The 23,642-nt window shown below is 43.2% G+C and carries 24 protein-coding genes, 2 tRNA genes and 1 pseudogene; 14 read left to right on the forward strand and 13 right to left on the reverse strand.

Translation table 11 applies throughout. From position 1 onward, the window contains the following. Positions 1 to 137: 137 nt before the first annotated feature. From AB4167_RS11110 to AB4167_RS11120, 3 genes are all read right to left on the reverse strand, one after another. Entirely contained in the window at positions 138 to 371 is a 234-nt protein-coding gene (locus AB4167_RS11110) for a hypothetical protein (RefSeq protein WP_017068278.1), read from the reverse strand. 59 nt (positions 372 to 430) lie between these two features. Next, positions 431 to 1,150, reverse strand: coding sequence for a hypothetical protein (locus tag AB4167_RS11115; RefSeq protein WP_017068279.1), 720 nt, complete (start codon positions 1,148 to 1,150; stop codon positions 431 to 433). A 98-nt stretch (positions 1,151 to 1,248) separates the two neighbouring features. After that, positions 1,249 to 2,088, reverse strand: a complete 840-nt coding sequence (locus AB4167_RS11120) for a LysR family transcriptional regulator (RefSeq protein ID WP_017068280.1) — start codon at positions 2,086 to 2,088, stop codon at positions 1,249 to 1,251. Positions 2,089 to 2,281: 193 nt separating this feature from the next. Here AB4167_RS11120 and gntH point away from each other — a divergent pair, with 193 nt between their 5' ends. The 4 genes from gntH (at position 2,282) to AB4167_RS11140 (ending at position 5,848) form a co-directional block, all read left to right on the forward strand. Further along, the gene (gntH, locus tag AB4167_RS11125) at positions 2,282 to 3,907 is read left to right on the forward strand and encodes a guanitoxin biosynthesis MBL fold metallo-hydrolase GntH (protein WP_017068281.1); all 1,626 of its coding nucleotides are present in this window, start codon (positions 2,282 to 2,284) and stop codon (positions 3,905 to 3,907) included. 126 nt (positions 3,908 to 4,033) lie between these two features. Continuing rightward, the gene (locus AB4167_RS11130) at positions 4,034 to 4,549 is read left to right on the forward strand and encodes a hypothetical protein (RefSeq protein ID WP_017068282.1); all 516 of its coding nucleotides are present in this window, start codon (positions 4,034 to 4,036) and stop codon (positions 4,547 to 4,549) included. Between the two features lie 185 nt (positions 4,550 to 4,734). Further along, positions 4,735 to 5,244, forward strand: coding sequence for a hypothetical protein (locus AB4167_RS11135; protein ID WP_372136537.1), 510 nt, complete (start codon positions 4,735 to 4,737; stop codon positions 5,242 to 5,244). 115 nt (positions 5,245 to 5,359) lie between these two features. Further along, the gene (locus AB4167_RS11140) at positions 5,360 to 5,848 is read left to right on the forward strand and encodes a GNAT family N-acetyltransferase (RefSeq protein ID WP_017068284.1); all 489 of its coding nucleotides are present in this window, start codon (positions 5,360 to 5,362) and stop codon (positions 5,846 to 5,848) included. Positions 5,849 to 5,963: 115 nt separating this feature from the next. Here AB4167_RS11140 and AB4167_RS11145 read toward each other — a convergent pair whose 3' ends face one another. Further along, on the reverse strand, positions 5,964 to 6,539 hold the full coding sequence (locus tag AB4167_RS11145) for a nucleoside triphosphate pyrophosphohydrolase family protein (RefSeq protein ID WP_372136538.1): 576 nt from the start codon (positions 6,537 to 6,539) through the stop codon (positions 5,964 to 5,966). Positions 6,540 to 6,752: 213 nt separating this feature from the next. On the opposite strand from AB4167_RS11145, the gene AB4167_RS11150 reads away from it, so the two are divergent. Then, the gene (locus AB4167_RS11150; protein WP_372136539.1) at positions 6,753 to 7,823 is read left to right on the forward strand and encodes a diguanylate cyclase domain-containing protein; all 1,071 of its coding nucleotides are present in this window, start codon (positions 6,753 to 6,755) and stop codon (positions 7,821 to 7,823) included. A 28-nt stretch (positions 7,824 to 7,851) separates the two neighbouring features. Here AB4167_RS11150 and AB4167_RS11155 read toward each other — a convergent pair whose 3' ends face one another. Continuing rightward, entirely contained in the window at positions 7,852 to 8,418 is a 567-nt protein-coding gene (locus AB4167_RS11155; protein WP_372136540.1) for a DUF1415 domain-containing protein, read from the reverse strand. 85 nt (positions 8,419 to 8,503) lie between these two features. Continuing rightward, complete coding sequence (locus AB4167_RS11160) at positions 8,504 to 9,703, reverse strand: MFS transporter (RefSeq protein ID WP_372136541.1); 1,200 nt, start codon at positions 9,701 to 9,703, stop codon at positions 8,504 to 8,506. A 110-nt stretch (positions 9,704 to 9,813) separates the two neighbouring features. Between AB4167_RS11160 and AB4167_RS11165 the strand changes: the two genes are divergently transcribed. Continuing rightward, a complete protein-coding gene (locus tag AB4167_RS11165; RefSeq protein WP_017066171.1) occupies positions 9,814 to 10,686 on the forward strand; it encodes a LysR family transcriptional regulator in 873 nt (290 codons plus the stop codon). Between the two features lie 88 nt (positions 10,687 to 10,774). Here AB4167_RS11165 and AB4167_RS11170 read toward each other — a convergent pair whose 3' ends face one another. Continuing rightward, positions 10,775 to 11,011 carry a glutaredoxin family protein gene (locus AB4167_RS11170; protein WP_016786183.1) on the reverse strand — a complete coding sequence of 79 codons (237 nt, stop codon included), beginning with the start codon at positions 11,009 to 11,011 and terminating at the stop codon, positions 10,775 to 10,777. Positions 11,012 to 11,148: 137 nt separating this feature from the next. Between AB4167_RS11170 and AB4167_RS11175 the strand changes: the two genes are divergently transcribed. Next, positions 11,149 to 11,646: a YgjP-like metallopeptidase domain-containing protein gene (locus tag AB4167_RS11175; protein ID WP_004734935.1), complete on the forward strand. Its 498-nt coding sequence runs from the start codon at positions 11,149 to 11,151 to the stop codon at positions 11,644 to 11,646. Between the two features lie 4 nt (positions 11,647 to 11,650). Further along, on the forward strand, positions 11,651 to 12,973 hold the full coding sequence (gene rlmF, locus AB4167_RS11180) for a 23S rRNA (adenine(1618)-N(6))-methyltransferase RlmF (RefSeq protein ID WP_372136542.1): 1,323 nt from the start codon (positions 11,651 to 11,653) through the stop codon (positions 12,971 to 12,973). 88 nt (positions 12,974 to 13,061) lie between these two features. Here the strand turns inward: rlmF and pilW are convergent, their stop codons facing one another. Both pilW and metA read right to left on the reverse strand, forming a co-directional pair. Continuing rightward, positions 13,062 to 13,829 (reverse strand): type IV pilus biogenesis/stability protein PilW, encoded by a 768-nt coding sequence (gene pilW / locus AB4167_RS11185; protein ID WP_372051078.1) that lies wholly within the window; start codon positions 13,827 to 13,829, stop codon positions 13,062 to 13,064. 168 nt (positions 13,830 to 13,997) lie between these two features. Next, complete coding sequence (gene metA / locus AB4167_RS11190) at positions 13,998 to 14,939, reverse strand: homoserine O-succinyltransferase (RefSeq protein WP_017059174.1); 942 nt, start codon at positions 14,937 to 14,939, stop codon at positions 13,998 to 14,000. Between the two features lie 275 nt (positions 14,940 to 15,214). Between metA and AB4167_RS11195 the strand changes: the two genes are divergently transcribed. Then, on the forward strand, positions 15,215 to 15,583 hold the full coding sequence (locus AB4167_RS11195) for an ATP-binding protein (RefSeq protein WP_372136543.1): 369 nt from the start codon (positions 15,215 to 15,217) through the stop codon (positions 15,581 to 15,583). Positions 15,584 to 15,661: 78 nt separating this feature from the next. Further along, positions 15,662 to 16,084: a DUF3859 domain-containing protein gene (locus AB4167_RS11200; protein ID WP_019824122.1), complete on the forward strand. Its 423-nt coding sequence runs from the start codon at positions 15,662 to 15,664 to the stop codon at positions 16,082 to 16,084. A 108-nt stretch (positions 16,085 to 16,192) separates the two neighbouring features. Here the strand turns inward: AB4167_RS11200 and AB4167_RS11205 are convergent, their stop codons facing one another. Next, on the reverse strand, positions 16,193 to 17,299 hold the full coding sequence (locus AB4167_RS11205) for a M20/M25/M40 family metallo-hydrolase (RefSeq protein WP_372136544.1): 1,107 nt from the start codon (positions 17,297 to 17,299) through the stop codon (positions 16,193 to 16,195). 261 nt (positions 17,300 to 17,560) lie between these two features. Between AB4167_RS11205 and AB4167_RS11210 the strand changes: the two are divergent. Beyond that, positions 17,561 to 19,518: pseudogene (locus AB4167_RS11210) on the forward strand (diguanylate cyclase domain-containing protein). Positions 19,519 to 19,653: 135 nt separating this feature from the next. Here the strand turns inward: AB4167_RS11210 and AB4167_RS11215 are convergent. Continuing rightward, the gene (locus AB4167_RS11215) at positions 19,654 to 19,839 is read right to left on the reverse strand and encodes a hypothetical protein (protein WP_017059179.1); all 186 of its coding nucleotides are present in this window, start codon (positions 19,837 to 19,839) and stop codon (positions 19,654 to 19,656) included. 273 nt (positions 19,840 to 20,112) lie between these two features. Here AB4167_RS11215 and AB4167_RS11220 point away from each other — a divergent pair, with 273 nt between their 5' ends. After that, complete coding sequence (locus AB4167_RS11220) at positions 20,113 to 20,772, forward strand: DUF2726 domain-containing protein (RefSeq protein WP_017065541.1); 660 nt, start codon at positions 20,113 to 20,115, stop codon at positions 20,770 to 20,772. Positions 20,773 to 20,899: 127 nt separating this feature from the next. Here the strand turns inward: AB4167_RS11220 and AB4167_RS11225 are convergent, their stop codons facing one another. Then, the gene (locus AB4167_RS11225) at positions 20,900 to 21,913 is read right to left on the reverse strand and encodes a porin (protein ID WP_372136545.1); all 1,014 of its coding nucleotides are present in this window, start codon (positions 21,911 to 21,913) and stop codon (positions 20,900 to 20,902) included. 758 nt (positions 21,914 to 22,671) lie between these two features. Between AB4167_RS11225 and AB4167_RS11230 the strand changes: the two genes are divergently transcribed. Beyond that, a tRNA-Val gene (locus AB4167_RS11230) sits at positions 22,672 to 22,748 on the forward strand. A 69-nt stretch (positions 22,749 to 22,817) separates the two neighbouring features. After that, a tRNA-Val gene (locus AB4167_RS11235) sits at positions 22,818 to 22,894 on the forward strand. Positions 22,895 to 23,201: 307 nt separating this feature from the next. On the opposite strand, the gene AB4167_RS11240 is transcribed toward AB4167_RS11235, so the two are convergent. Further along, on the reverse strand, positions 23,202 to 23,642 hold a 441-nt coding region (locus AB4167_RS11240), incomplete at its 5' end, for a transposase (protein ID WP_372136546.1).

Consider the following 23,642-nt stretch of genomic DNA (forward strand, 5'->3'; position numbering starts at 1 on the left):
ATTTGCGGTTTTGAATGTCATCAGCCTAGAAAAAGTGATTCAGGAACGGAGTCTTAATCACTCAGCACGGCTCTATAACAAGATGAGAGTTATATAGAAAACAAGAGCTATATAACGTTTTGTAATGTGTTGAAGAATTATTCCAGAGTAAGGTTTTGCTTAATCTCATCGTTAAGATACCCCTGATCAAAATCTGGTGTCATGAATTCGACGAAGGAGGAGTCTAGATAGCTGGTTTCTAGATAACTCGGCTCTAGATAATGGGAGTCTAAGTGATCAGCACTTACGTAGGTGGGAATCGCAGAAAACAAAACGATACTGATCGCTGCAGCGATATTAATGGCTTTGTTACGTTGAGAAGTAATTTTCATAGTAGTGCCCTCGAAAGGTGGGCAAATCCATCTGCCTATGAGAATTGAATCTGAGATATTTAGAAGTCGTAAGACAAACCAAGTGTGATGATGCTGTCGTTGTCGATCGGGCCCATCGATTGGCCGTTCAAGTAAAGGTCACCTTCGTTGGTGTTGAAATAGGTGTATTTCACGTAGGGTGTCCAGTCGTCGATGCTTTTAGAGAGAACGACTTCGTGCTCATTGGTACGGTAGTCGCCTTGATGAAAGATTACGTTGTCATCGTTGTGGGTAAACCCGCCATTGGATCCATCACTGTTTTCGTGAGTGTATTGATAAGCTAAATCCCAGCCTGCGAGTGAGTACCCCGCACCGGCGATGAACTTATTGGTGTTGATCGTGGTGTCGCTTACATTCTCGAGTACTTGCCCTGACTGGTTATATCCCAATCCACCGAATACATTGAAGTTGTCGTTCACTTGATAATCGATAATACCTTCGATTAATAACTCTTCACCGTTGTCCCATTTACCGAGTTCACCGTATAGGTTGAACGTGAAGGATTCGCTGATGTGAAAGTCGTGTCCGTAACCCGCGGCTAGCCAACCCTGGTCATCAAAACCTATATAGACTTGTCCATTTTCTGAGGTATCGATTAATGCGCCAGCTTCTGTGGTGTAGACACCGTTATCAGCAGCATTAGAGGCAACGTTTTGTTCGATGTAAACTTGAGTCGAAGTCGCAAACGCTGCGCTGCTGAGTAACGTAAGTGGTAGAGCAATAAGGTTAAGTTTTTTCATGGATTCTCCAGTGTCGTTCTATTGAATTAACTTGCTAGAGAGTATGTGATTAAACTGAATTTATATTAATAGGGTTAACTTTAGTTAAAACCTCAGTTTCATTTATGTTTCCTTAATGCTGATTTGATTGCTTCACGGGTTTTGATGTGCTGTTCGTCTTTAGCGTAGCGGCGGTGATAGAGCATTCGAAACGTGATCGGTCTTAATTTGATGGGGATAGGGTGAACGCGTAAGCCAAGCGCTGGTGCAAGCATTTCTGCAAAAGAGCGAGTAGAAGCGGCGATATAATCTGTCGTGCTTGCCAAAATCAGCATGCTTGAAATTGAGCTGGTTTCAATTCTGACTTTTCTCGGCTCGATATCGCTCTCTGATAAAAACTCGACCGTGTTCATGTTGGCGCGTTTGATCTTGAGCGCAATATGTTCCTCTTGGAAATACTCTTCTTTACTTAGTGTCTCACCAATTCGAGGGTGGTTGATTCGAGTCAGACACACGGGCTCCTCATCGACGATGGTTTCTTCAATCAATGAGTGTTTCTTACTCGAAAGTACATCAATGACGATATCTACTTTTTGTGCAGTAAGCGCATCAAACAGTTCTTCCTCTTCGAGTGGCGCTTCCGTAAAGCTTACGCCTTCAACCTGGCTAACGAAATGAAGCAAGCTCTCTGTGCAATAGACTTTAAGGTCATTCTTTTGCTGCTCAACCGTTCCAATGATGTTCAATGGGTCTTCTATCTTATTAGCGAGTGATACCGCTGCTCCAGTGGGCGCGATACCTCGTCCTTCTCTCACAAATAAAGCCTTGCCCACGACACCTTCGAGTCTCTTAATCGCCGCGCTTACCGCGGGTTGAGAAATATCGAGCTGCTCTGATGCCACGGTGATAGAGCTGTGTTTGTAAACGGCCAAAAATGTCGTCAGTAGATTAAGGTCCAAATTCAGTTCCCTCTATTCTTATTGCCACTCATCCAAATCATGGTGGAGTCGTTATTAACTCATAAATGAAATGGAGGTTTTAAGTAAAGTTTACACTATATATCAAGGTTCTGTTTATTAATAAACTTGTTTGCATCGGAGTGAGGAAGGAACTTCATTCATTTACTAAATACTCAGACCGATAGGTGAAACTATGAGAACTTTCGCAAAATTATCAATCATCTCTACAGCAATGATCATCACGACCACCGCTTTTGCTGCTGACCCAATGATGCAATACAACACCAAGCAGACTAACTCTGATATTCAAAAACTCGAGAAATTTGAATATCACGAGGGTGAAACCCTTGAAGAGTATCTGAGCACTCAACCTAAGGGGAACTTGTACTCTTCAGAAGAAGAAGTGCTTTCTGTGTTAATGGGCGGTGTAAACAATGGTGACTATCGCAAAGAAACCAATTCAGGTTGGAAAGAAGGCCTGATGTTTGAGGGCATTGCACCTTATGGCGATCACATGGTGTCGGGCGCAAACTGGTTCCCACGCACTGAAGAAGTTCAACCGGATGAAATGCGTGTCACGTTCATGGGGACATCACCAATGATTCGCCCGGGGCAGGCAAACACCTCGATATACGTAGAACTGGGTAACGGCTCTAACTTTGTTTTTGATTTAGGTGAAGGATCAATTGCGAACTACGTAGCGGCGGGTGTCGCGATGAATGAACTCGACCATATCTTCATTACTCACTTGCACGTAGATCATTACGGCTCATTACCTTATCTGTATCAATTTGGTGGTTGGAATGGCCGCTGGGAAAAGCCGCTTAACATTTATGGCCCGAGTGGTGCGACTCCAGAATATGGCACTCGTCATATGATTGAAGGCATGCAGCAAATGTTGAACTGGCACACCGATGCATTTGATGTGTTCCCATCAGGCAACGACATAGTGGTACACGAGTTTGATTTCCGCGACGACGGTGGCGTTATCTATGACCAAGACAATGTGGAAGTGATTCACTGGCGACGCAGTCACGCAAAAGATGGCGCGTCTGGTTACCGCTTGAATTGGACTCAAGATGACGGTCGAGTACTTTCGTTTGTTTGGACAGGAGACGGTCGCCCAACCGAGTTGGATTTGAAATACGCAAAAGGTGCAGACTTGTTCATTACTGAGCTGCAAACCGAAACGTTCGGTGTGTCTTCGATTATTCAAGGTGTGCCGCCATTCTTAGCACGTTACACCGTTGATACTCACCATACACCAGCGTACGCGGCGGGTTATGTGGCGAATGAAGTACAACCGCGCTTGTTCATGACAACGCACATGACATTCGACCCATATCTCAATGAGGAAACCGTTGCAGAGGTTCGACACCATTGGCAAGGGCCTTACCACTTCGGTGCGCCAGATGGCATTGTCGTTAACATGACTAAAGATAATGCGTGGGTTCGTGAAGGTATTTTACCTGATTTCCCGAATGCGCGAGCGCCACAATTTGATATGGCCGATGGGTCTGACTTTAGAATCCCGCTGCCGAAAAACAGCCGTGAAGACATACAAGAACAAGAGATTCGTGATTTAGAGTTGGATCCAAAACTGTACTACCCAGAAGGCTACCACCCAGAGCTGTTAACTGAGTGGCCAGTCGACCGTGACATCGTGATCCCAGCTGAACAAGTACCAGAAGCAATGAAGCAAGGTATGAACACCAAGCAAGAATACATGGATAGAGTGCGTGCTCACCACAACCTTGAGCGCAAGTCGGTAAGCCGTCCAACTGAGCCTGGTGAAGGAGCAGGAACCGACAACAAATAGGGTATTTGCAGTGAGGGCTGATATTGCCCTCACATCCTAAAAAGTTAGGTAAATAAACCCATTCTATTACTCAATCATAAAAACTATTGCTTACAACATCTTTGCTTAGAATATCTGGAGTTCATTATGAAAAAATCAATTTTAGCGGTCGTCATTCTATCTTTAGTGTCAGCGTCTGTTTTCGCTAACGGACAATCCAATGCTCACAACTATCAACCTGGTGCGACGAATAACTCAGAACGTTTAGCGGATATTGATCCTAACTACGAACTGACCTTACCTTCAGAAAAAGAAGGCTACACCATGTATGACAACCAATCCATGTCTGATGGCGGGACCTACACAACGTATGTCAAACCGAATCCTTCCGATGCAATGCATGTCGCCGATGAAGGCTCGCTAAAAATAACGCATGGAGAAGGTGGTGTCATTATGACGGAATACACCACAAAGAATGGCCAACACACGTTTTCAGTGATGTGCGGCTACACCTCGGGTCCATCGTACTGGGCTGACGGAAAACCAGCGAAGGTATGTGAAGAGGCGCAAGCACTAGCGGTTGCATTGGAAGCAAAAGGTGAATGGGAGGTGAAGCCAATGACTTACACCATCGCACCAGCAAGAATCGTAGTTGATAAGTGATTTTTGTCTATAGAACGCTCGTTATATCGAGCCTCGTTATCCAATCATATTGATTATTTGTAGTGAGACAGAGGGGTACTCAGGCTGAAATGGTCTTGAAGTTCCCCTTAACTTAGCTCATCTCACAAGAAGCTAAGTCAGCCAACTAATCAAATTTGTATTCGAAAATACAGAAGGTCTATCCCATGAAAAATACCATTAAGCTACTGGCTATCGCATGTGTTTTACTTACTCCAATGCATGTCGCCGCTGCCGAACATAATCATAGTCACAATCATTTTAACCCTGAATTAGAGAAACTTGGCGACGATATTATTGGTCTAACCGTGTGTTACAAAAATGGTCATCTATCAGATGAGAATCAAGAGCCTGCGTTTATGAACCTTATCAACCATGCCAATGTCGAGGGTGAGGAGTTGGGGATGTACTACATGGATAAGTTGGGTCCTAAAGCGGAGCAAATTATGAGTGATGACGACGCTCGTCGCTTATGGACTCAAGATTATTGTGCTGATTTGACTGACACTTATTTGGATTCAGATAAGTTAGCTCAAAGATCAAAGGAACATCAAAGTCATTCACACGGCCACGATCATGGACATCACCATAATCACGATCACCATGGACATGGTGACTTGACACCGGAGGTACTTGAGCAAGATATTGAGAGAGGGCGTTTACTCAGTATCAATTAAGCCCAATAAGATAAGTTCATCTAACCTATTGTTAAATATTTACTATTTGTTAGTGTGTTTAGGTGCACATTAAGGATGTGTTTCATATTTAGCGATGAAAATAGTAGGAGTTGCGATGAGTATTATAGTGAGACGGTCTGAACCGTCAGATGCAAAGGGAATAAAAGAAGTTTACGAATGCACTAATGCTTATACCGGTACGCTGCAACTCCCAAATCCATCTCTGGAAAGCTGGCAAAAACGAATCTCTAATATGCCTGACAACGTGTACTCGTATGTCGCGATGATCGACGATGAGATTGTTGGCAACTTGGGAATGGAAGTGTGTGTGAACCCAAGAAGACGACATGTTGCTTCATTTGGTATGGGTGTTAAAGACGATGTGTTAGGCAAAGGTGTGGGTAGTCAACTGCTCGCAACAGCAATCGATCTGTGTGATAACTGGATTAACATCAAGCGAATGGAGTTAACGGTGTATACCGATAACGAAAGAGCGATCAGTCTGTATAAGAAGTTTGGTTTCGTGATTGAAGGAGAGTCCGCAGGGTTCGCTTTCAGAAATGGCGAATATGTGGCGGCTTATCATATGGCACGACTGGTATAGCGCTTAGCTACACAGTTAGAATTTACGGACAGATAATAAAACGCCACGTTATTTGAACGTGGCGTTTGCTATTCAAGTTAGCTGAAGCTTTTAACCGCTTCAGTCTTAACCTTACTTAAGCCGTTAGTGGCTCAAGGTTCGCAGGGCGGTAGTGTACAGATTTTAGTACCTTACCTTGGCGAACTGTCTTGCCTTCAGATACGAAATCTTCCGCACACTTAGCGATGATGTATTCGCCTTTTTGAACCGCCATCAGTTTGATGTTCTGCTTAGCATAGAAAGCTTCTGTTTCAGCGTATTCAGTTTCGTTGCGACACACTTTGCTCATGTTGCTTGAGTGTACTTCGTCCCAGCAAGGCAAGAAGTCAATTGAGCGGTTTTTAGAAACATTCAACAGTAGGTCGATCAGGTAGCTGATTGCTAGATTGTCTTCAACCTTAGCTTGACCAAGGTGAACCAAGCGTCCCATCAAAACATAAACGCTGTCTACAATAGCGTCCGCTTGTTCGATTTTAGAGTCAGCTTCTGCAAGTTCTGTTAGTTCTTCGATCGCTAGAGAGGTATGTAGCGTATCGCCTTTTTCGTCCATTGTTTCAGGATCAGCAACAGGCAGATCAAAAGTACTGCGGAACTCTTCAATGTCGCGGTAAAGGTGATCATAGATTTCTTGGCTTAGTTGAGAAAGGTTCATTTTCCTATCCATTCTGTTTCGTTAATGGATTATTTTACCAAAGCTAGGAATAGGGTGCTAACGCAAAGTCGAAGAAGTCGACTTTTATTCATTGGACCAATGAGGTATTTTGCATACAAACTAATTGATTATTATGTTTTTTTACACTTTACTCTTCTTAATATACCAAATATTAATGTTGCCATTAATGTCAGCAGTAGTGGAATCCCATTTATGAACCAAGCCAGTGAAAGCGAAATTGTTATACGCCGCTTGTATCAAATCACCAATGATTATCGAAAGGGCTTCGATATTCAAATCGCTCAGCTGCTTATTATGGGGCTTGAACGCTTCAACCTTGATATTGGTATCTTATCGAAAGTCGATGGCAATACTTACGTTGTTGAACATTGTGTTACGCCTGAAGGGGTAGAACTCAATACCGGTGACACTTTTGATTATCGTTCAACCTATTGCGAAATTACCTGTAAATCGATTGGCCCTATCTGCATTGAGCATTGTGGCAAACACGATAAGTATGCGAAGCACCCTGCTTACCAGTCTTTTGGCTTGGAGTCTTATATTGGGGTTCCCATTTTCGTTAATGATGAGCTTTATGGCACCTTAAACTTTTCAAGTCCAGCGCCCTATCATCGTGAGTTTAAAGAGTTCGATGTCGACGTGATGAGACTAATGGCATCATGGATCGAAGTGGAACTGGTTAGAAGACAGCAAGAACGAAAGCTAAAAGAACTGAATGAGAAATTGGAGTATCAAGCTCTGTACGATCCTCTGACACACTTGCCAAATAGACGCTGTTTGTTCAAAACATTGAATGCGGAAGTGGAGCAGTTAAAAGGATCTTTAGGAAAGGGGACCTTGGCCGTTGTCGACATCGATTTCTTTAAACAGGTCAACGACACCTATGGCCACCAAATGGGTGATGTTGTCTTAAAGAAAGTGGCGAACGTGCTGAGCAATAACACTCAAGAGGGTGAATTTGTGGCGCGTTTTGGTGGTGAAGAGTTCATTCTTTGGTATCCAAATAAAACACCAAGTTGTGTTGAAGATAAGTTCATGACTCTTTTGCAAGAGATGAAGAAAATCACGCTTGATAGAAAGCCAGTCACTATATCAATTGGTGCGTGTCATTTTGAGTTGAGTACAGGGGATAGCAAAGGGGAAAGGATGTCGGCGTTAGATAAGCTAATCAAAGTTGCCGATGAGTGTCTGTACATTGCGAAACAAAATGGACGAGATCAGTTCATTTCTCGTCCATATCATCAAGAGCGCTCAGGAATATGAGCCACCTTGTTAGCGATTAACTGAACTATTAGCTAAACAAGTAAGGGAACAGTTTACGGCGTTCTTCTGGCGTTAAAGACTCGACTCTCGCGATGTTAGTATCAGGAATCGCTTCAGGGTTAGGGTAGTGCTTCAGTACCTTTTCCATACTCGCTTCACGAATCAAATGGTAAACCGGGTACGGAGAACGGTTCGTTAGGTTTTCATCGTCTTCTGGATCCGCACCACCAAAACAATAGTCTGGGTGGAAGGTTGCTACTTGGTAAACGCCTTCCCAATCTTCTTGCTTGATCAACGCTTCAATCCAATCAATGAACATGTTGTAGTCGAAGAAATCTTGCAGCATGTTAGGTACAACAACCAAAGTCGTCTCTAATTCCGCGACTGGCGTGTTATCTAACTCTACGAAATGCGTCATGATGTCTTGCAACAACGCTTCTTCCGTATTTGCTTCACTCACAAAGATCTTAATCTGTTTATTACGTTGTGGCTTGGCTGCGAATGGGCACAGGTTTAGGCCAATAACGACATCGTCTAACCACTGTTTTACTTGGTCGTGGATGGTTTGAAGATCTGTGCTTTGAGTGTTCGACATAACAGGTTCCGAAATGAAATTTTGCGTAGGATATCAGAACGGACGTCAATCAAAAGCAATAATTGAGTTACAACCTTAGTCGTACTTATGCTTGTGCAAGTTTAGACGCCGATACTTGTAGCTGTTTCAACTGGTAGACCCAAGCAAATATCGCGACATAGAAGATTGAACCGCCCGCAATCACGCCATTCCAACCGAACAGCTGCCAACAATATAAGAGTAAGAAACCACCTAAGCTCCCGCCTATGTAATAGTGTACTAAGTAAAGAGCGGTTGCCGTTGCCTTAGCGCTCGGTGCTTTTTGACTTACCCAAGAGTAGGCAAGGGTATGGGCGAAGAACGCGCCGCCACTTATCAATAACAAGCCTGCTAGCATGAACGGAACTTTGTCGACGGCAGAAATTAGCATTCCGATTAAGCTAATACACACGCCCATCAATATTCCGCTTAACGGGTCAAAGCGAAGTGTCCATTTGTTGGATAGCTTAGAACTTACCGTTCCGGCCAGATAACATAGGAATATCAGTGAAGCTAAACCAACGGGTACCGAGTGAGGCGCAGATACTAGCCTGAAGCCCATTACTGAATACAAGTTAACGAACAGGGCAAAGTTAGCGCCACCAATCAACATCGCGAGCCACAAGGTACGGTTTCTTAAGTGCATCACAACCGAGCGGTTATGATGAAAGAACAACCCTTTCTGAGGTTTGAAGTTTTGTTGGTCAGGCAGGCTATACGCAATATAGAGTGCGCCAAGCAAAGAGCCGACAACGAAAAACAAAACCGTTGCGTGCCAGTCAAAATAATCCGTAATCAAGCCACCCAATACACGCCCGAATATTCCACCTAGTGAGTTGGCTGCAATATAGCCGCCAATCGCGACAGCAAATGCTTTGGGTGTTAACTCCTCAACCATATAGGCAACCGCCACACCAGCAAACGCCGCCACAGCGATGCCCATAAATGCGCGGGCAATCACGAGTTGCAACAAGGTAGTCGTGAACACCATGCTTAACCCTATTAATGGGATAGCGAACAGACTGAACAGAATAATGGGTTTACGACCAAAGGTTTCAGAGGCAATTGCCCAAGGTACCAAGCTAATCGAAAGGCCGAGTGTTGTAGCAGCAAATAACCAGTTGATCTGAGTTTCAGATACTTGGAAGTGCTCCGCCATGTGCGGCAAGATAGGCTGAAAGAGGTAAAGGTTACAGAAAATGATAAATGAACCAATCGCCAATGATTGAGTGATACGTTTGTATTGAGGACTGCCTTTATCAAACATTTACGTTGTGCCTGCGCGAGTTAGTAAGCTATTTGTGAACAAGTTATCAGTACAGGTGTGATTAAAGAAATATATTAAAAATATCACCTCTATATATTAAATATATCGCCATGCTTGAATCAAAACCACTTCGACATTTTCTGGCTGTTGCTCAGTTTGGTAACTTCACCCAGGCGGCCAAAGCGCTGCATATCGCACAGCCTGCATTGAGTATCTCCATTAAAAAACTAGAACAGACACTAGAGTTGATTCTATTTCGTCGAGGCGATAAATCCGTCACTTTAACGGAGGAGGGCAAAGTACTGTTTGAGCATGCAAAGCGAATCGCCCAGCAGTTTGATGATGCTCAGCTCGCGATGAATGAACTAAAGGGGCTAGAAAAAGGCGAGGTTCGATTAGGCGCTCCAAGTATGATGGGCAGTTACTTTTTCCCCCAAGTAGTGATGGCATTTAAAAGCCAATACCCAAACCTAAAGTTGACCTTGATTGATGCAGGCACCGCATCTATTCGTGAAATGCTGTTAAACGGCGAACTCGATATTGGCGTAATTAATCATGAGAACGTTCCAGATGATTTGGAAACGGATCATCTGTTAAGTTCTGAGATGGTCGCCGTTGTCGGTAAGGAGCATCCGCTAGCACAACAGCCTTCGATGACCTTTGAAGAATTCTTTGCTCAAGAGCTGATCATGTTTAAATCGGGCTATTTCCACCGCGATTTTATTGATGCGACCTGTAAGAAGTACGATCTTGATATGACCATTGCGTTTGAAACCAACTTGCTCCCGATGATTCTTTCTATCGTTAAACAAGAGTTTGCGATCACCGCGCTGTTGAGCTTAGTGACGGAATATGAGAAAGACGTGATAGGCGTGCCATTTAAAGACCCTGTAAAACTGAATCTATCGTTGGCCTGGAGAAAGGAAGGGTATTTGTCGAAAGCTGACAGAACCTTTATTGATTTCGTTAAGCGGTATGTGTGATTTAGTAAGATTTAAATAAACAAAGCCCGAACATCCTAGGTTGGACATTCGGGCTTTGTTTGTAGAAATATAAGTATCTTAGATCACGTTAAGTGTTCTTTGAGTTATACATCTTATCGAAGTTCTTCTGATTCCAGCCGACCATCACTTGATCGCCGATTTTAAGCACGGGGATAGAACGAGCACCCATTGCTTGCAATTCTTTACGGCCACGCTGCATCTTTGCATTCGTCAGGCGGTAAACAATTTTCTTAGAGTCTAAATACCTTTGGGCATCTTTACAGTGCGGGCATTTGTCTGCGACGTACAATACAACACGTTTCATTTTTTCATTCTCTTGGTGAATCTCGCTAAAGTGTAACGAATCCTAGGTGATTAGAAAAGTGTGATCAGTTACACTATGCGGCTCAATTTTCAAGACCACAACGTATTGTCGTGGTGTAACTTGTACGGTCTTTCAGCATGCATCCTTCTTTACGCTATATTCAAGGCTATCCTAAGCACATTCTTGATCCTGTTACTCAACTTGTAGAGTCGGGTAAATTGGTGCCTTGGTTTGAAGCTCGCTACCCAAAGAATCATGAAATAAAAAGCGAGAAAGCCCTGTTTGACTATGCGATTGAGATAAAAAATCGCTACATGAAAAAAACACCACCGATCAGCAAAGTGATTTACGACGGCAAGATACACCTAATCAATAATGCGTTAGGTCTGCATTCTTACGTTGCTAAGAATCACGGTGGAAAGATCAAATCAAAGAATGAAATTCGTATCGCCAGTGTTTTTAAAAATGCACCAGAACCTTTGCTAAGAATGCTGGTGGTACACGAACTGGCGCATATCAAAGAGAAAGAGCACGACAAAGCCTTTTACCAACTATGCTGTCACATGGAACCGGAATATCATCAACTTGAGTTGGATGCCCGTTTATTCATGATGTATTTAGATTTAAAGAAGTAGCCCAATGAGCCAATCACAAAATAGAACGACGCTAAGCCTGTCGAAAAACAGCACTTCATCAGCAAAAACAAAAGGCAACCAAGCTGATGTTAAGCCAAGTACAGCTAAGCCAAGCAGCGACAAGCGTATTTCTACAAAGAACACATCTGATAAAAGCCGCAAGAATAGTGCACCTAAAGGCGCGGGCAATAACAAAGCAAAGCGACCTTTTGCAAAAGATAGCAGAGGTAAACCGGGTGCCAATAAAGGATCATCGAATAAGGGTTCTTTCAATAAAACGGCTTTTAACAAGAACGCAGCTCAGAAAAGACGCTCGGCTGAAAAACCTCAAGGTGGATTACACCCAAGAAACCAGCACACTGGCCGCTATAACTTCGAGTTACTAGTTGCAGCCTTGCCTGAGCTAAAAGAGCATCTGATCAAGAATCCGGTTGGCGAAGACACCATTAATTTCTCTGATCCATTGGCTGTTAAGCTACTCAACAGAGCTTTGTTGGCGCATCACTATGGCGTTAAACATTGGGATATTCCTGCTGGTTACTTGTGCCCGCCAATTCCTGGTCGTGCAGACTACATTCACAGAGTGGCCGACATCCTTAATAGCGATGGCCAAGGTGAACCCTATAACCACGCGTCTGTGAAAGCATTAGATATTGGTGTCGGTGCAAACTGTATCTACCCAATCATTGGTGCGACAGAGTATAAGTGGCGTTGTACAGGGACAGATGTTGATTCAGTCTCCATCAAAACAGCGAACTTCATAGCGGAAAGCAACCCTAATCTAAAAGGTAAGATCCGCGCTCGCCTACAAGCTGACTCTGAATCTATCTTTAAGGGCGTGATTAAGGATAATGAACGTTACGATGTCACTATTTGTAATCCTCCATTCCACAGCTCTCTTGAAGAGGCTGAAAAGGGGTCACAACGTAAACTGGATAATCTAGCGGCGAACCGTGCTAAGAAAGCCGGTCAGTCATTCAAGCCTGAAACGAACAAGAAGCCAGTTAAGTTAGATAAATCAACTAAGCAAGCTAAACCAACCTTAAACTTTGGTGGTCAAAAAGCCGAGCTTTGGTGCCCAGGTGGTGAAGCCGCTTTCATTATGAAGATGGCAAGAGAGAGTCAACTTTTTGCTACTCAAGTTTTGTGGTTTACGACATTGATTTCTAAGAAAGACAACGTCGATATGGTTCGTTCAGAACTGGGTAAGCTGCGAGCTAAACAAGTGAAAGTCGTCGAGATGTCACAAGGCCAGAAGGTAAGTCGCTTTATCGCATGGACCTTTATGGACGACGAGCAAAGACAAGAGTGGATCGCGCTAAAATAGTGGCTGTACTTAGTTAAGATACTAAGCAGAAATACGAACGGGCTTGTTGTTTACGCAACAAGCCCGTTTTTAGTGTTTTGCATATAAGCTAAGCAGAAAGCAACTCATCTAACTTACTCTGATATTTCTTCTCAAGAGCTCTGTTACCGGCTTTGTTTTCGAGATCGACCAAGATTTGAAGCGATGGAATTTGATAGCCATAACGCTGGTGGAATTTGAATAAACGAAGTCGAGCTTCGTTGTAATCGGCGTCACTTACTTCAATTTTTGATAACTGTAGTATTGATTTTACGCGGTTTGGATCGTGGTCAATCGCTCTGCTGAAGTAGTACTTCGCTTGGTCTGTATTGCCAGCCTTAAATGCACAAAACGCCGCGTTTTCATAACTTGCAGACACCAAGTAGTAGTAAGGTTGGTCGATAGCGCGATTAAAGTATTTATCAGCTTGCTCGTATTCGCCCTGTTTACACAAGAAGGTACCGTAGTTGTTCAATACATTACCGTTTCTTGAATCAAGACTGAGTGCTTTGCGGTAAGTGGTTCTCGCTTCGTCTACTTCGCCCACTTGTTCGTAGTAATGCGCCATTGAAAGCCGAGCACGGTAGTAGCTAGGTGCGTGTTTAATCGCGAGCTCAAGGTTTTCACGTGCTCTTACCATATTACCTTGTCCCATATAGCCCAAACCTAATTCGATTCGAGATTCAGACATCGCGATAGGATCACTTTCAATCTTTGGCGGTCCTTCAGTAACAGAGACACAACCGACCAACGAAAGCGAGGCAAGTAGTACCACACTTGATAACGAAAGAGGGCGGGACAACGAAATCGGATTTGAAAATGATAGCTTGGCAGGCATGTGAAGCTCCTTATGAACACCAACCCATCATATGAAATCAAACCCATTGAAGTCGTAAATCTATCATGGAATGCGACCCACACACCATAAAAAAACCGCGTCCAATTCGTCGTTTTATCAACAACATACTGAACACGGTTTATGTGTTTGTGAATCGGAAGAAAGAACTTAATCGTCTTTGGTAAAGTTGTCTTCGCTGAAATGATCCAGATCGTAAGGCGTTTGTTGGTAAACGCAGTAGTTTAGCCAGTTTGAGAACAACAAGTGTCCGTGGCTGCGCCAGCTTGCAACCGGTTTGTTGTCTGGATTGTTATTCGGGTAGTAGTTGATTGGTATCACAGGCTCCATGCCTTCACCCAAATCTCGAATGTACTCATTGTGAAGTGTGTGAGAGTCGTACTCAGGGTGACCCGTTACAAACACGTTTCGTTTATCTTTGGTCGCCGCTAGGTATACGCCCGCAACATCAGAAGTCGCAAGAACATCAAGGTCAGTATGTTCCGCTAAGTACTCTTGAGAGAAGTCCGCATAGCGAGAGTGCGGAGCCAAGAATGTATCGTCGAAGCCACGTAAAATAGGGTGGTATGGGTTATGTATCTCGTGGTTGTAAACACCAGACAGCTTCTCTTTTCGAGTGCGTTTTGGCAAATCATAGAGTAATTTCAAACCAGCCTGAGCTGCCCAACACACGTATAGAGTTGAAGTAACGTGCTTGTTTGCCCATTCCATGATGGTTTTCAGATGGTCCCAGTAGATCACATCTTCAAATTGAACCAAGCCAAGCGGCGCACCAGTGATGATCAATCCATCAAAGTTTCTGCCTTTGACCATTTCAAATTGGCGATAAAAGTTATCAAGGTGTTCAGTCGGTGTGTTTTTACTTGGTCGGTCATCAATGCGCAGCAGCTCTACATCCACTTGCAATGGGCTGTTCGATAGTAGGCGTAAAAATTGAGTTTCAGTTTCAATCTTCTTCGGCATTAGGTTGAGGATCAAGACTCGAAGTGGACGAATTTCCTGTGTCGATGCTCTTGATAACGGCATAACGAAGATGTTTTCTTCACGAAGAACATCGGATGCTGGCAATTGGTCTGGAATGCGAATAGGCACAGCTTTCTCCCTAAGCTAGATATGTAGACGTCTATACATCTAAATCTATAGTAGTTTGATACGCTTGTCGATATGCAAAATGGATAGATGTAAATTATTTGTGTTTTCTATCAGAAGCAATCCACGCGCTTCGAGGGGAGTCTCATTGTATTCAGTGATTGTCTGAGTCGTGTGTAAGTACTTGGTTTTCGTATGCTGAGCAGAGGCAGTTATCAGAGCAACTCGTTACTATTTACGATAAACTCATGTTTTCAAATTAGCCTGTACAGTGACAGATGAAGTTAATACTCATTCGAGGGTTGCCCGGTTCTGGCAAATCAACAAAAGCAAAAACCTACGATGCATTGCATGTCGAAGCCGATATGTATTATGTGAATGAGCAAGGTGAGTACCATTTTGATCCTAGGCAGCTGCAACAAGCTCATCAGTGGTGTCAAAACACAGCTGAAAACGGCTTAAAGCAAGGGTTTGATGTGGTTGTTTCGAATACCTTTATTAAGCATTGGGAAATGAAAGCCTACCGCCAACTTGCACTCAAATATAAAGCAGAATTAATTATCGAAGTGTGCCGAGAGCAATATGGCACTATTCACGACATTGAACCTTCAGTAATTAAGCGTATGGCGAAAGACTGGCAAGAATAGCCTCGTTCTTCTTCTGCTTGCGTGGCTGAATGGCAAATAGAATTAAATTAATAGAACAACTTCAAGGTAACGATTGAAATGGCAAAGCGCTCTGTTGTGGTCGACATGACTTCTTATGGTATCTATTCCACATGGGATTCAAAATCTAAAGATCTTCCAAAAATCCAAGAGTTCACCACCACCGTTGATGCTGAAATCGACGTAGAGTTTGGCTATATCCTGAATATCAAAAAAGCCAAAGGTGAGAAGATCCGTTACTGCATTTATCACCCAAACATCACCACAGACAAAGGTGAAGTGCTCGAACCGTTTGATGGTGAGGAGTATGTCGGTAACAATGACTGGGATTTCTACTTAGGTGACACTATCTGGGCTCCTGTCTCGAACAAGCTAGGAAAGTGGCGCATGACGGTTGAGCTAAAAGGCAACATCATCGCCGACAAGACATTCGACCTAGTAGCAAAAGACGAAGGCCAATTCTGGAAGCGTAGAGGGTTTTAGGTTCGACCTTCTATGTTCACCTAAACAACAAAAAGCCGAGCATCGTGATGATGTCTCGGCTTTTTTCATTGTGCTAGATAGAAGTGACTACCCAACTAATGGATTCGATTATTGCGTTACGTAAGCCACAACAAACTCAGTGATTGCGACCATGTCTTTCACTGCAATGTACTCTTCAGTGGTGTGAACTTTCGCCATACCAGTAGAAAGGTTAACTGTTGTCAGGCCTTTTGCGTTGAAGTTGTTTGCATCGCTACCGCCGCCAGTGCGTTTAGTGTTCGCTGTGACGCCAAGCTTCTCAAACGCCGATTTGATAGAAAGAATGTGCGGATGATCGTCTGCAATAACGAATGCATCGTAAGCACGAGTTGATTCGATTTCTACTTCAGCGCCGAACTGCTTAGCACTTTCTCGGAATGTAGAGATCATATGTTCAACTTGAGCCGTTAGCTTTTCGCCGTTTAGAGAACGTGCTTCAGCCACGACTTTAAGCTCTGGCATTACGATGTTAGTTGCTTGACCACCTTCAACGATACCAACGTTTGCTGTCGTTTCTTCATCGATACGAAGTAGGTTCATCTTAGTGATAGCGTCTGCAGCAACTTGAATTGCGCTGATGCCTTCTTCTGGTGCTAAACCAGCGTGAGCAGGGCGACCTTTGATTTTAGCAACAATCTTCTGCTGGCCAGGCGCTGCGTTTACGATAGTGCCAATTGGACCGCCTGTATCAAGTACGATTGCGTGCTCAGATTGAATGTAAGACATATCGAAGTTCAAAGAGCCGAACAGACCGCCTTCTTCGAATACAGTAAATGCAATCTCGATAGTTTTGTGCTCTTGTCCTTCAGCTTTAATGCAACGAACCGCTTCCATGATAGCTGCGATACCAGACTTGTCGTCACCACCTAGAATTGTGTTGCCTTTTGAACGGATGATACCGTCTTCGATGATTGGCTCAATGCCGATGCCTGGCGTCACTGTGTCCATGTGGCAGCTGAACACTGTGCTACCTGGAAGAGTGCCATCTAGACGAGCGTAGATGTTGAAACCATTAGACACTTCTTCAGGAACCGCCAGTTTGTGAACTTCAAAACCTAGTTCACCGAGTTGCTCAGCCAAAGCTTCAGCAATCGCTTTTTCGTTACGAGATTCACTATCAATTTTCACTAGATCGCAGAAATGTTCTACAAGACGTTGTTCATTAATTTGGGTCATTGTTAATTCTCATTATGCTTCCGCTTGTTCAAAAAGAAGCCGCGGAGGTAGGAACAGGAAAATCACTATAACGCCAATGAGGTAGATGATTGTCTGAGTTAAATCAAGAAAGTTGCCTGATTATTCTAATTAATGAGAAAAACCCAATTCAGATCCACCAGTGCGCAGGATTTTAATCTGTATATCTGTCGGGTATAATGTTTGACCGCTCTTAAAAAAACGTCAATAAAATTGGAATTCAATCAATAATGGCCCTGATAAATGAATAGAAACAATGTGTTAGGTTCATTCCTTTTCGTGGTGCTGATGAGTATTGTGCTGGGGCTGTATTTGCTCTATCCAACTTATGACGACGATTTAAAGCATATTCGCCCTGAAAACCCGAGTGTTTATAGTCCAGAGAAAGAGTTATCACTATCTCAATATGGATCTGCGTTGATCGATATTCTCGATGTATCTCGCGGTGACCCTAATTTAGCTTCCCAACAACTTGAGGCTCTCCAAGCCAAGTTCCCAGACCAAGATAAAGCCATCTATCGTGCTTACGAATTGATGATTTTGTCCAACCTCGCGCAACATAAGTTGGATACCGAAGCGGTTTCCGAATACGTCAGGCAGATTAAAGCACTCGCACAACACGAACATATGGGTTGGCTAAAGGCCCAATCTCTCGTTGAATTGGCGATTGAATACATCAGTAAGGGTGAGCTAGCGGAATCTGAAATCCAAATCAGAACAGCGATAGATATCGCAGAATCGCTTCACTATGAAGAGTTGTTGATTAAGGCCTATAACACGGCTGGTGTCATCAATAACATCCGCAATGACTTTCCTGAAGCTCAATACTTTTTCCATAAAGGTTTAGACCTTGGTAAGAAGTACCCTCATCACATCTACAACAGCAAGTTAGTGTCAAATATGGCACTGCTTTATATCTATTTGGAAGACTGGCCTAAAGCGCTCAAGCTGATTAAAAGAGCCAAAAAGCTCTATTACAAGAGTGGACTACTCGAAGCGTCTACCATCGGCGTGCTGCATGTGAATGAGTCTTTTGCTTATCTGCGCAGTGGTGATTTAGTCAAAGGCCGAGAAGCATATCAAAGTGCGGCTAAGCTAAATGGCGATAACGTGAGTGAACGATACAAAATCATCCTATTAAAAGCAGAGAGTGATGTGTTGTTGGCGGAAAAGAACTTTGAGTCAGCACGACAAGTCGCAAACTTGTGTCTTAGATACCCAGGCGTGGACAAATACACACTTCAATTGGGGCAGTGTTACCTAAATAGAGCCTTAGCGAACATTGGTTTGAACCGAGATAATTTTGTTTTTGCTGATCTAAAGCGATCGTCTGCAATGTTCGATGTTGTGGGGACTCGCAGCTGGAAGGTCCTCGGCTTAAGAACACTTGCTGAATACTATGATTCAAGAGGCGACAGCGAGAACGCACTTCGCTACTTCAAGCTCTATTACAAGGGTAATAAAGCGCTGCTATTTGATAAGCGCCAGAGTGATATCTTTTTACTCGAGCAAGATTTCGCTACGGCATCATTAGCTCAAGAAAACGAACTGCTTAACGCAGAAAAAGAGTTGGGTGAGCTGACATTAGATAAGCAGCAATTACGGAATCGAATCGTCGTCGCTTTGGGTATCATGGTGATGATAAGCGCCACGTTACTATTGATAGGGTTACGCTCGATCCAGAAGACCAACAAAGAACTACTTAAGCAATCAACAAGATGCGAACTGACAGGCTTATACAATAGGCGTTACTTAGAGCAACGGTTAACTCAGCCGATGCCACATCATTTGTCGTCGTTGGGTATACGCTCGCTATTCTAGATTTAGACCGCATCAAACAAGTTAATGACACTTATGGGCATGATATTGGTGACCAAGTGCTGGTGGAAGTCGCTAAGCGTTTAGAGAAAATCTTATCAACAAACGATGTAGTGGCAAGATGGGGTGGGGAAGAGTTTGTTTTGTTGCTGGCTGGGAATCAAGATCCTAATAAAGAGCTTGAACTGATAAGACAAGCGATCGCTGACCGAGCGATTGAAACGCATTCTGGCCCATTAGAATTAACCACATCGATTGGTGCGACGACTCATCTAACGGAGCAACAGTTGAATAGCCGTACCTATAAGAAACACTTGAAATCGGCAGACGATGCTTTGTATCAAGCTAAGCAGTCAGGGCGCAATAAAGTCGTTATCATTTGAGTTCCTAAACTTAGTTAATCCCCTGCAATCAAGAAACCTGAACTTCAATAACTAAGCGAATAAGAGTGCTTATCTGAACTAATACGGCTATTTACTCTTATTCGCTTAATTCATACTGTGATTTGGCTTGGTGGGTTACTTAGCGACACCTTGAAGCATTTCAACCAATTCGCCTTCTGTCGCTGGTTCGCTAGCGAGTTCAATCACAGCCGAAGCTCCTCCCTTTAACATGTAGGCTTGGGTTCCGCAGTGGTCATAGTGGAACCATTTACCATCTACACATACGTCGGTATAACATCTTGGGTCTTGTTTAAGTTCCATATCAATTTCCTTATTAACATTTGCCTAACGTTTTTCAGACTAGTTGATCACAAATCTAGGTAAATTGATCTAAATCAATCTAGAGTGTAATTGATGATTTAATTATCAAAATAAGAGAGGTGTGTCTAGCGAAGGAGCGACCTCTCGTTGGGCACTGCGCTCAAAGGTCGTGATTCTGGTTGGCGACTCTCGCTCTTTTGCTTGCCAGGTGATGCTTTTCTACATACGCTAGCTACTCTCTTAATCCCTATACAGACTTGATTGTGTTGGAAAATGACTAATATCTTTATCGTTGTAATTGTTCTGGTTGTGTTCTTTTACTTTATTCAAAAGTATGTGGTGAAACACGATGACACCAAAGACCACGCTTATCAGAAGAAAGGCGCGTTGATGTCGGCGCAACAGGCGACATTCTATAATGCGCTAAAATCAGCTGTGGGCAACCATGGGGAAGTGTTTGCTAAAGTCAGCATGTCGAACGTACTTGTTCCTGCTAAGACGAACAATAAGAAGAATTGGTTTATCGCCAACAACAAGATCTCACGTAGTTACTTCGACTTTGTTGTTTGCGACCCGCGAACGCTAGAGCCCCGCGTTATTATCGAACTTGATAACGGCAAAGAGCTCAATAAAGGGAAAGTCGATCGCGAAAAGCTACTAATTCACGTGTGTAAATCGGCAGGTTTACCTCTGATTGGTGCATCTATTAAACACAGCTACCAAGTGAGCCGTTTGAAGAGGTTACTGGCAGCACACATCGATTTAATCGAGCCATCAAAAGAAGTGCGATTTTGTAAGAAGTGTGGTAGCCCAATGATCATCAAACTGGCAAGCCAAGGCGATTACAAAGGCCGACGCTTCTTCACTTGTAGCCGCCAGCCAAACTGCACCTATACCGAAAACTACAACGTTGTATTCGATGTTGAAGAATAGTTGGTATCGATAGTAATGCATCCGGTTGGACTCCATTCAATCGCTTAGATACGAATAAGTTATACAAACTAAAAAGCCGAGCATTGATTATGCTCGGCTTTACTAATATTAAGTGGATTGGTTTAGACTAAAACGCGTAACGCATACCGAGCTGTAGCTCATCTTCGTCGTTATCGCCTTGCCCACCTTCGCCCTCGTCTAACATGTTAAACTTATAACTACCAAAGAAGGCCACATCGCCAATATAACGTGCGTATTCTAGACCGATAAAGTTAATGTCGTAATCTGCAATATCGTCAGCTTCAAAGTAGCTGTAGGTCAGGTTGACGGTGTTGGCACCAAACGAGTATCCCAAGTAAGCATCGGCAGAATCGTAGTCTGAATCTTTTACGCCTAGACCTGAAATACTACCAAATTGATAGAGTGCGGCGAACCAAACCCCCTGATCGTTGGTGTACTTAACCGCACCAATATAGGCATCAGAAGTTTCTGTATCTGTCCCAACGCCATAGGTTTCATCACTTGACGCATAACCGACGCCAATATCTAACCCAATCGAAGTGCTGCCGGCGACAACTGCACCGAAGCCGTCACTTTGTGCTGATTCACTATCTGAATTGAAATTGCCATCAATTTGAAAGGTGATTTTGTCGCTTGTCAGTTCATAACGTAAAACATTTTTTGCTCGATCAGCAGTCGACACCGTGTATTCATTGATATAGCCGCTGAAGGTTTCAGCCATATCCGTCCAATCGGTTAAGTAGGTAACGGCATTATTTTGGTGGCCATAATAGACGTTACCGTGATTGGTTTGAACACCCGTATATAAGAATCGAGTGTTAATGCCGATATCATCTGATGCGCCATCTTCAGACTCTGTTAGTTCGAATTCATATTTCCCAAAAAAGGAAACATCGTCCGACGCTTTTTGTGTGCCATCGACACTTAAGCGGACACGTGATCTATCACTATAGGTGCTACTATTACCAGCACTTTTATTCGCATCAGAGAAATTCCCTCGAACTTCTGCGCGGCCGCCGATATTGAATACTGTTTCATCTGTCTCATAAATGGTCGCCGCCGATACGGCAGATGTCGATAGTATGCTCACCACTGCAATGGCGATATGTGATTTTTTCATAATTTATTCCCTATTTTTCACACTTGTATTTATCGTAAACCATAAATTCACGTATAGCATTGAATTTAGATTATTGATTCCTACAGATTATGAATATAGGCGCGCTTTACCATTATGCAAATTTCATTATGTATTACTGTGCTGTATGTATTCAAAATAGCTATGATGTGTGGGGTTGGGTTTTGAATTGCTTATAGATTGTTGCTCTTGAGGGAGATTAATTGTAGCTGATGTTTTTCGACTATAGAGTGCTATCGTATTTATGTATGTTGGTAATAACCCGGCCACTTTATATGAAAAATCCGAATTTAGTCATTGCGGCCTAGTAATTCGATGACGACGATTACAAAATCGTGGTGATTTTTATGAATGATGTATTTCAGTGAGTTACAAAGCCTCTGCGTGCCTTTCACTTATAATGATCAAAATACTACGGTAACCCAATGGGCAAGCAAAATTTTTGACACTAAATATAGGCATTGATCTATACCTGTATGGTTACTGTAAAGGCCAAGAAAAACGGTATAGACAACAAAAATCCCAAATTGAACACATTAGGTTAGTTAATTGGTTGTCATCAAGGATTAGAATTTTTTCTAACTAAACTTTGTTTTTCAGCGGTTTGACGATAATCTGGGTGTAAAATCGACATGTTGTTATGTCTTTGATTGCAAAGTGAGCAAACGAATCGCAAGATGCCAGTTAATACTTGCACCATCTGTTTATCATGGATATCATCGTAGGCGTTCTAAGGGAATGCGTCCGTAGCTCAGTTGGTTAGAGTACCGCCTTGACATGGCGGGGGTCGGTGATTCGAGTTCACTCGGACGCACCATTCCTTATTTGTTTTTATTGCATAACTATTGAGTTTGTCACAATGGTAGTAATAAGAAATTAGAACATCGCCCGCTTAGCTCAGTTGGTTAGAGTACTTGCATGACATGCAAGGTGTCACTGGTTCGAGTCCAGTAGCGGGCACCAAATTCGTTCTTTCTGAACAAGCAAAAAGCCCACCTAGCGTGGGCTTTTTTGCACCTCTCACATTTGCATAGTTATTCATTTCGTATCAGCCTCAATGGTTTTGTTTCAGCTGACTCTTGTCTGGTTAGGCACAATTAGTTCCTTTCGTGCCCATGCTGTGCCCACGTTCAATGGATACGGTTAGTTTTACAAGAACGAAATAAGTTGCCAATAAGCCCTCAGACTTCAGCTTACTTTTGGACAGAAATCATGTAGATTCAGTGCTCTAATCTACATGTTTCGCATAAGCTGAGTGGCTCTTCTCCGCTTAGATGAGCTTGATTTCTGGGTAAATGGTAGAGTGAGTTTCTAGGATTGATGTTTGTCTAATCTTCAATTTAAAGTAATCAGTATCCCTTACTCCTCGGGCTCGCCGTCTAAGAAGACCTATCGATACATTCCCTGCTTCCACTCGGGCATTCGTCAGCTTATATTTTGCATAATTGCAGATCCCAACTCTTCTCTCCCAAAGCGCGTCTGCGAAGTTGATGAGAGATAAGATCCTCGTCTTTTTAGCAAGCTGGCACCACGCATCAAGAGCTGCGATCATCAGGTCAAAATTACGTTCATCCCATAAGGCTTGAAGCTGCTCTTTGAGCATATAAATCGTACAAAGAGTCTTATTGCTTTCAAGTAAATCATCTAGCCTATCTGACTGCTTATCGCTTAATTTCGGCGCATTTTTGAGGAGTAAAAATAGGTTCATCGC

It is taken from the genome of Vibrio sp. 10N.286.49.E11 (assembly GCF_041469505.1).
In the GTDB taxonomy this organism is placed as follows: domain Bacteria; phylum Pseudomonadota; class Gammaproteobacteria; order Enterobacterales; family Vibrionaceae; genus Vibrio; species Vibrio crassostreae_C.

Bases quoted from the DNA above. Each gene is read 5' to 3' on its own strand.
- AB4167_RS11165 (WP_017066171.1), top strand. From the start codon at position 9,814: ATGCTTGAATCAAAACCACTTCGACATTTTCTGGCTGTTGCTCAGTTT.
- AB4167_RS11220 (WP_017065541.1), top strand. From the start codon at position 20,113: ATGACTAATATCTTTATCGTTGTAATTGTTCTGGTTGTGTTCTTTTAC.
- AB4167_RS11160 (WP_372136541.1), bottom strand. From the start codon at position 9,703: ATGTTTGATAAAGGCAGTCCTCAATACAAACGTATCACTCAATCATTG.
- AB4167_RS11150 (WP_372136539.1), top strand. From the start codon at position 6,753: ATGAACCAAGCCAGTGAAAGCGAAATTGTTATACGCCGCTTGTATCAA.
- pilW (WP_372051078.1), bottom strand. From the start codon at position 13,829: ATGCCTGCCAAGCTATCATTTTCAAATCCGATTTCGTTGTCCCGCCCT.
- AB4167_RS11135 (WP_372136537.1), top strand. From the start codon at position 4,735: ATGAAAAATACCATTAAGCTACTGGCTATCGCATGTGTTTTACTTACT.
- AB4167_RS11110 (WP_017068278.1), bottom strand. From the start codon at position 371: ATGAAAATTACTTCTCAACGTAACAAAGCCATTAATATCGCTGCAGCG.
- AB4167_RS11115 (WP_017068279.1), bottom strand. From the start codon at position 1,150: ATGAAAAAACTTAACCTTATTGCTCTACCACTTACGTTACTCAGCAGC.
- AB4167_RS11215 (WP_017059179.1), bottom strand. From the start codon at position 19,839: ATGGAACTTAAACAAGACCCAAGATGTTATACCGACGTATGTGTAGAT.
- AB4167_RS11145 (WP_372136538.1), bottom strand. From the start codon at position 6,539: ATGAACCTTTCTCAACTAAGCCAAGAAATCTATGATCACCTTTACCGC.
- AB4167_RS11205 (WP_372136544.1), bottom strand. From the start codon at position 17,299: ATGACCCAAATTAATGAACAACGTCTTGTAGAACATTTCTGCGATCTA.
- AB4167_RS11155 (WP_372136540.1), bottom strand. From the start codon at position 8,418: ATGTCGAACACTCAAAGCACAGATCTTCAAACCATCCACGACCAAGTA.
- AB4167_RS11195 (WP_372136543.1), top strand. From the start codon at position 15,215: ATGAAGTTAATACTCATTCGAGGGTTGCCCGGTTCTGGCAAATCAACA.
- AB4167_RS11140 (WP_017068284.1), top strand. From the start codon at position 5,360: ATGAGTATTATAGTGAGACGGTCTGAACCGTCAGATGCAAAGGGAATA.
- AB4167_RS11170 (WP_016786183.1), bottom strand. From the start codon at position 11,011: ATGAAACGTGTTGTATTGTACGTCGCAGACAAATGCCCGCACTGTAAA.
- AB4167_RS11200 (WP_019824122.1), top strand. From the start codon at position 15,662: ATGGCAAAGCGCTCTGTTGTGGTCGACATGACTTCTTATGGTATCTAT.
- rlmF (WP_372136542.1), top strand. From the start codon at position 11,651: ATGAGCCAATCACAAAATAGAACGACGCTAAGCCTGTCGAAAAACAGC.
- AB4167_RS11225 (WP_372136545.1), bottom strand. From the start codon at position 21,913: ATGAAAAAATCACATATCGCCATTGCAGTGGTGAGCATACTATCGACA.
- AB4167_RS11175 (WP_004734935.1), top strand. From the start codon at position 11,149: ATGCATCCTTCTTTACGCTATATTCAAGGCTATCCTAAGCACATTCTT.
- AB4167_RS11130 (WP_017068282.1), top strand. From the start codon at position 4,034: ATGAAAAAATCAATTTTAGCGGTCGTCATTCTATCTTTAGTGTCAGCG.
- gntH (WP_017068281.1), top strand. From the start codon at position 2,282: ATGAGAACTTTCGCAAAATTATCAATCATCTCTACAGCAATGATCATC.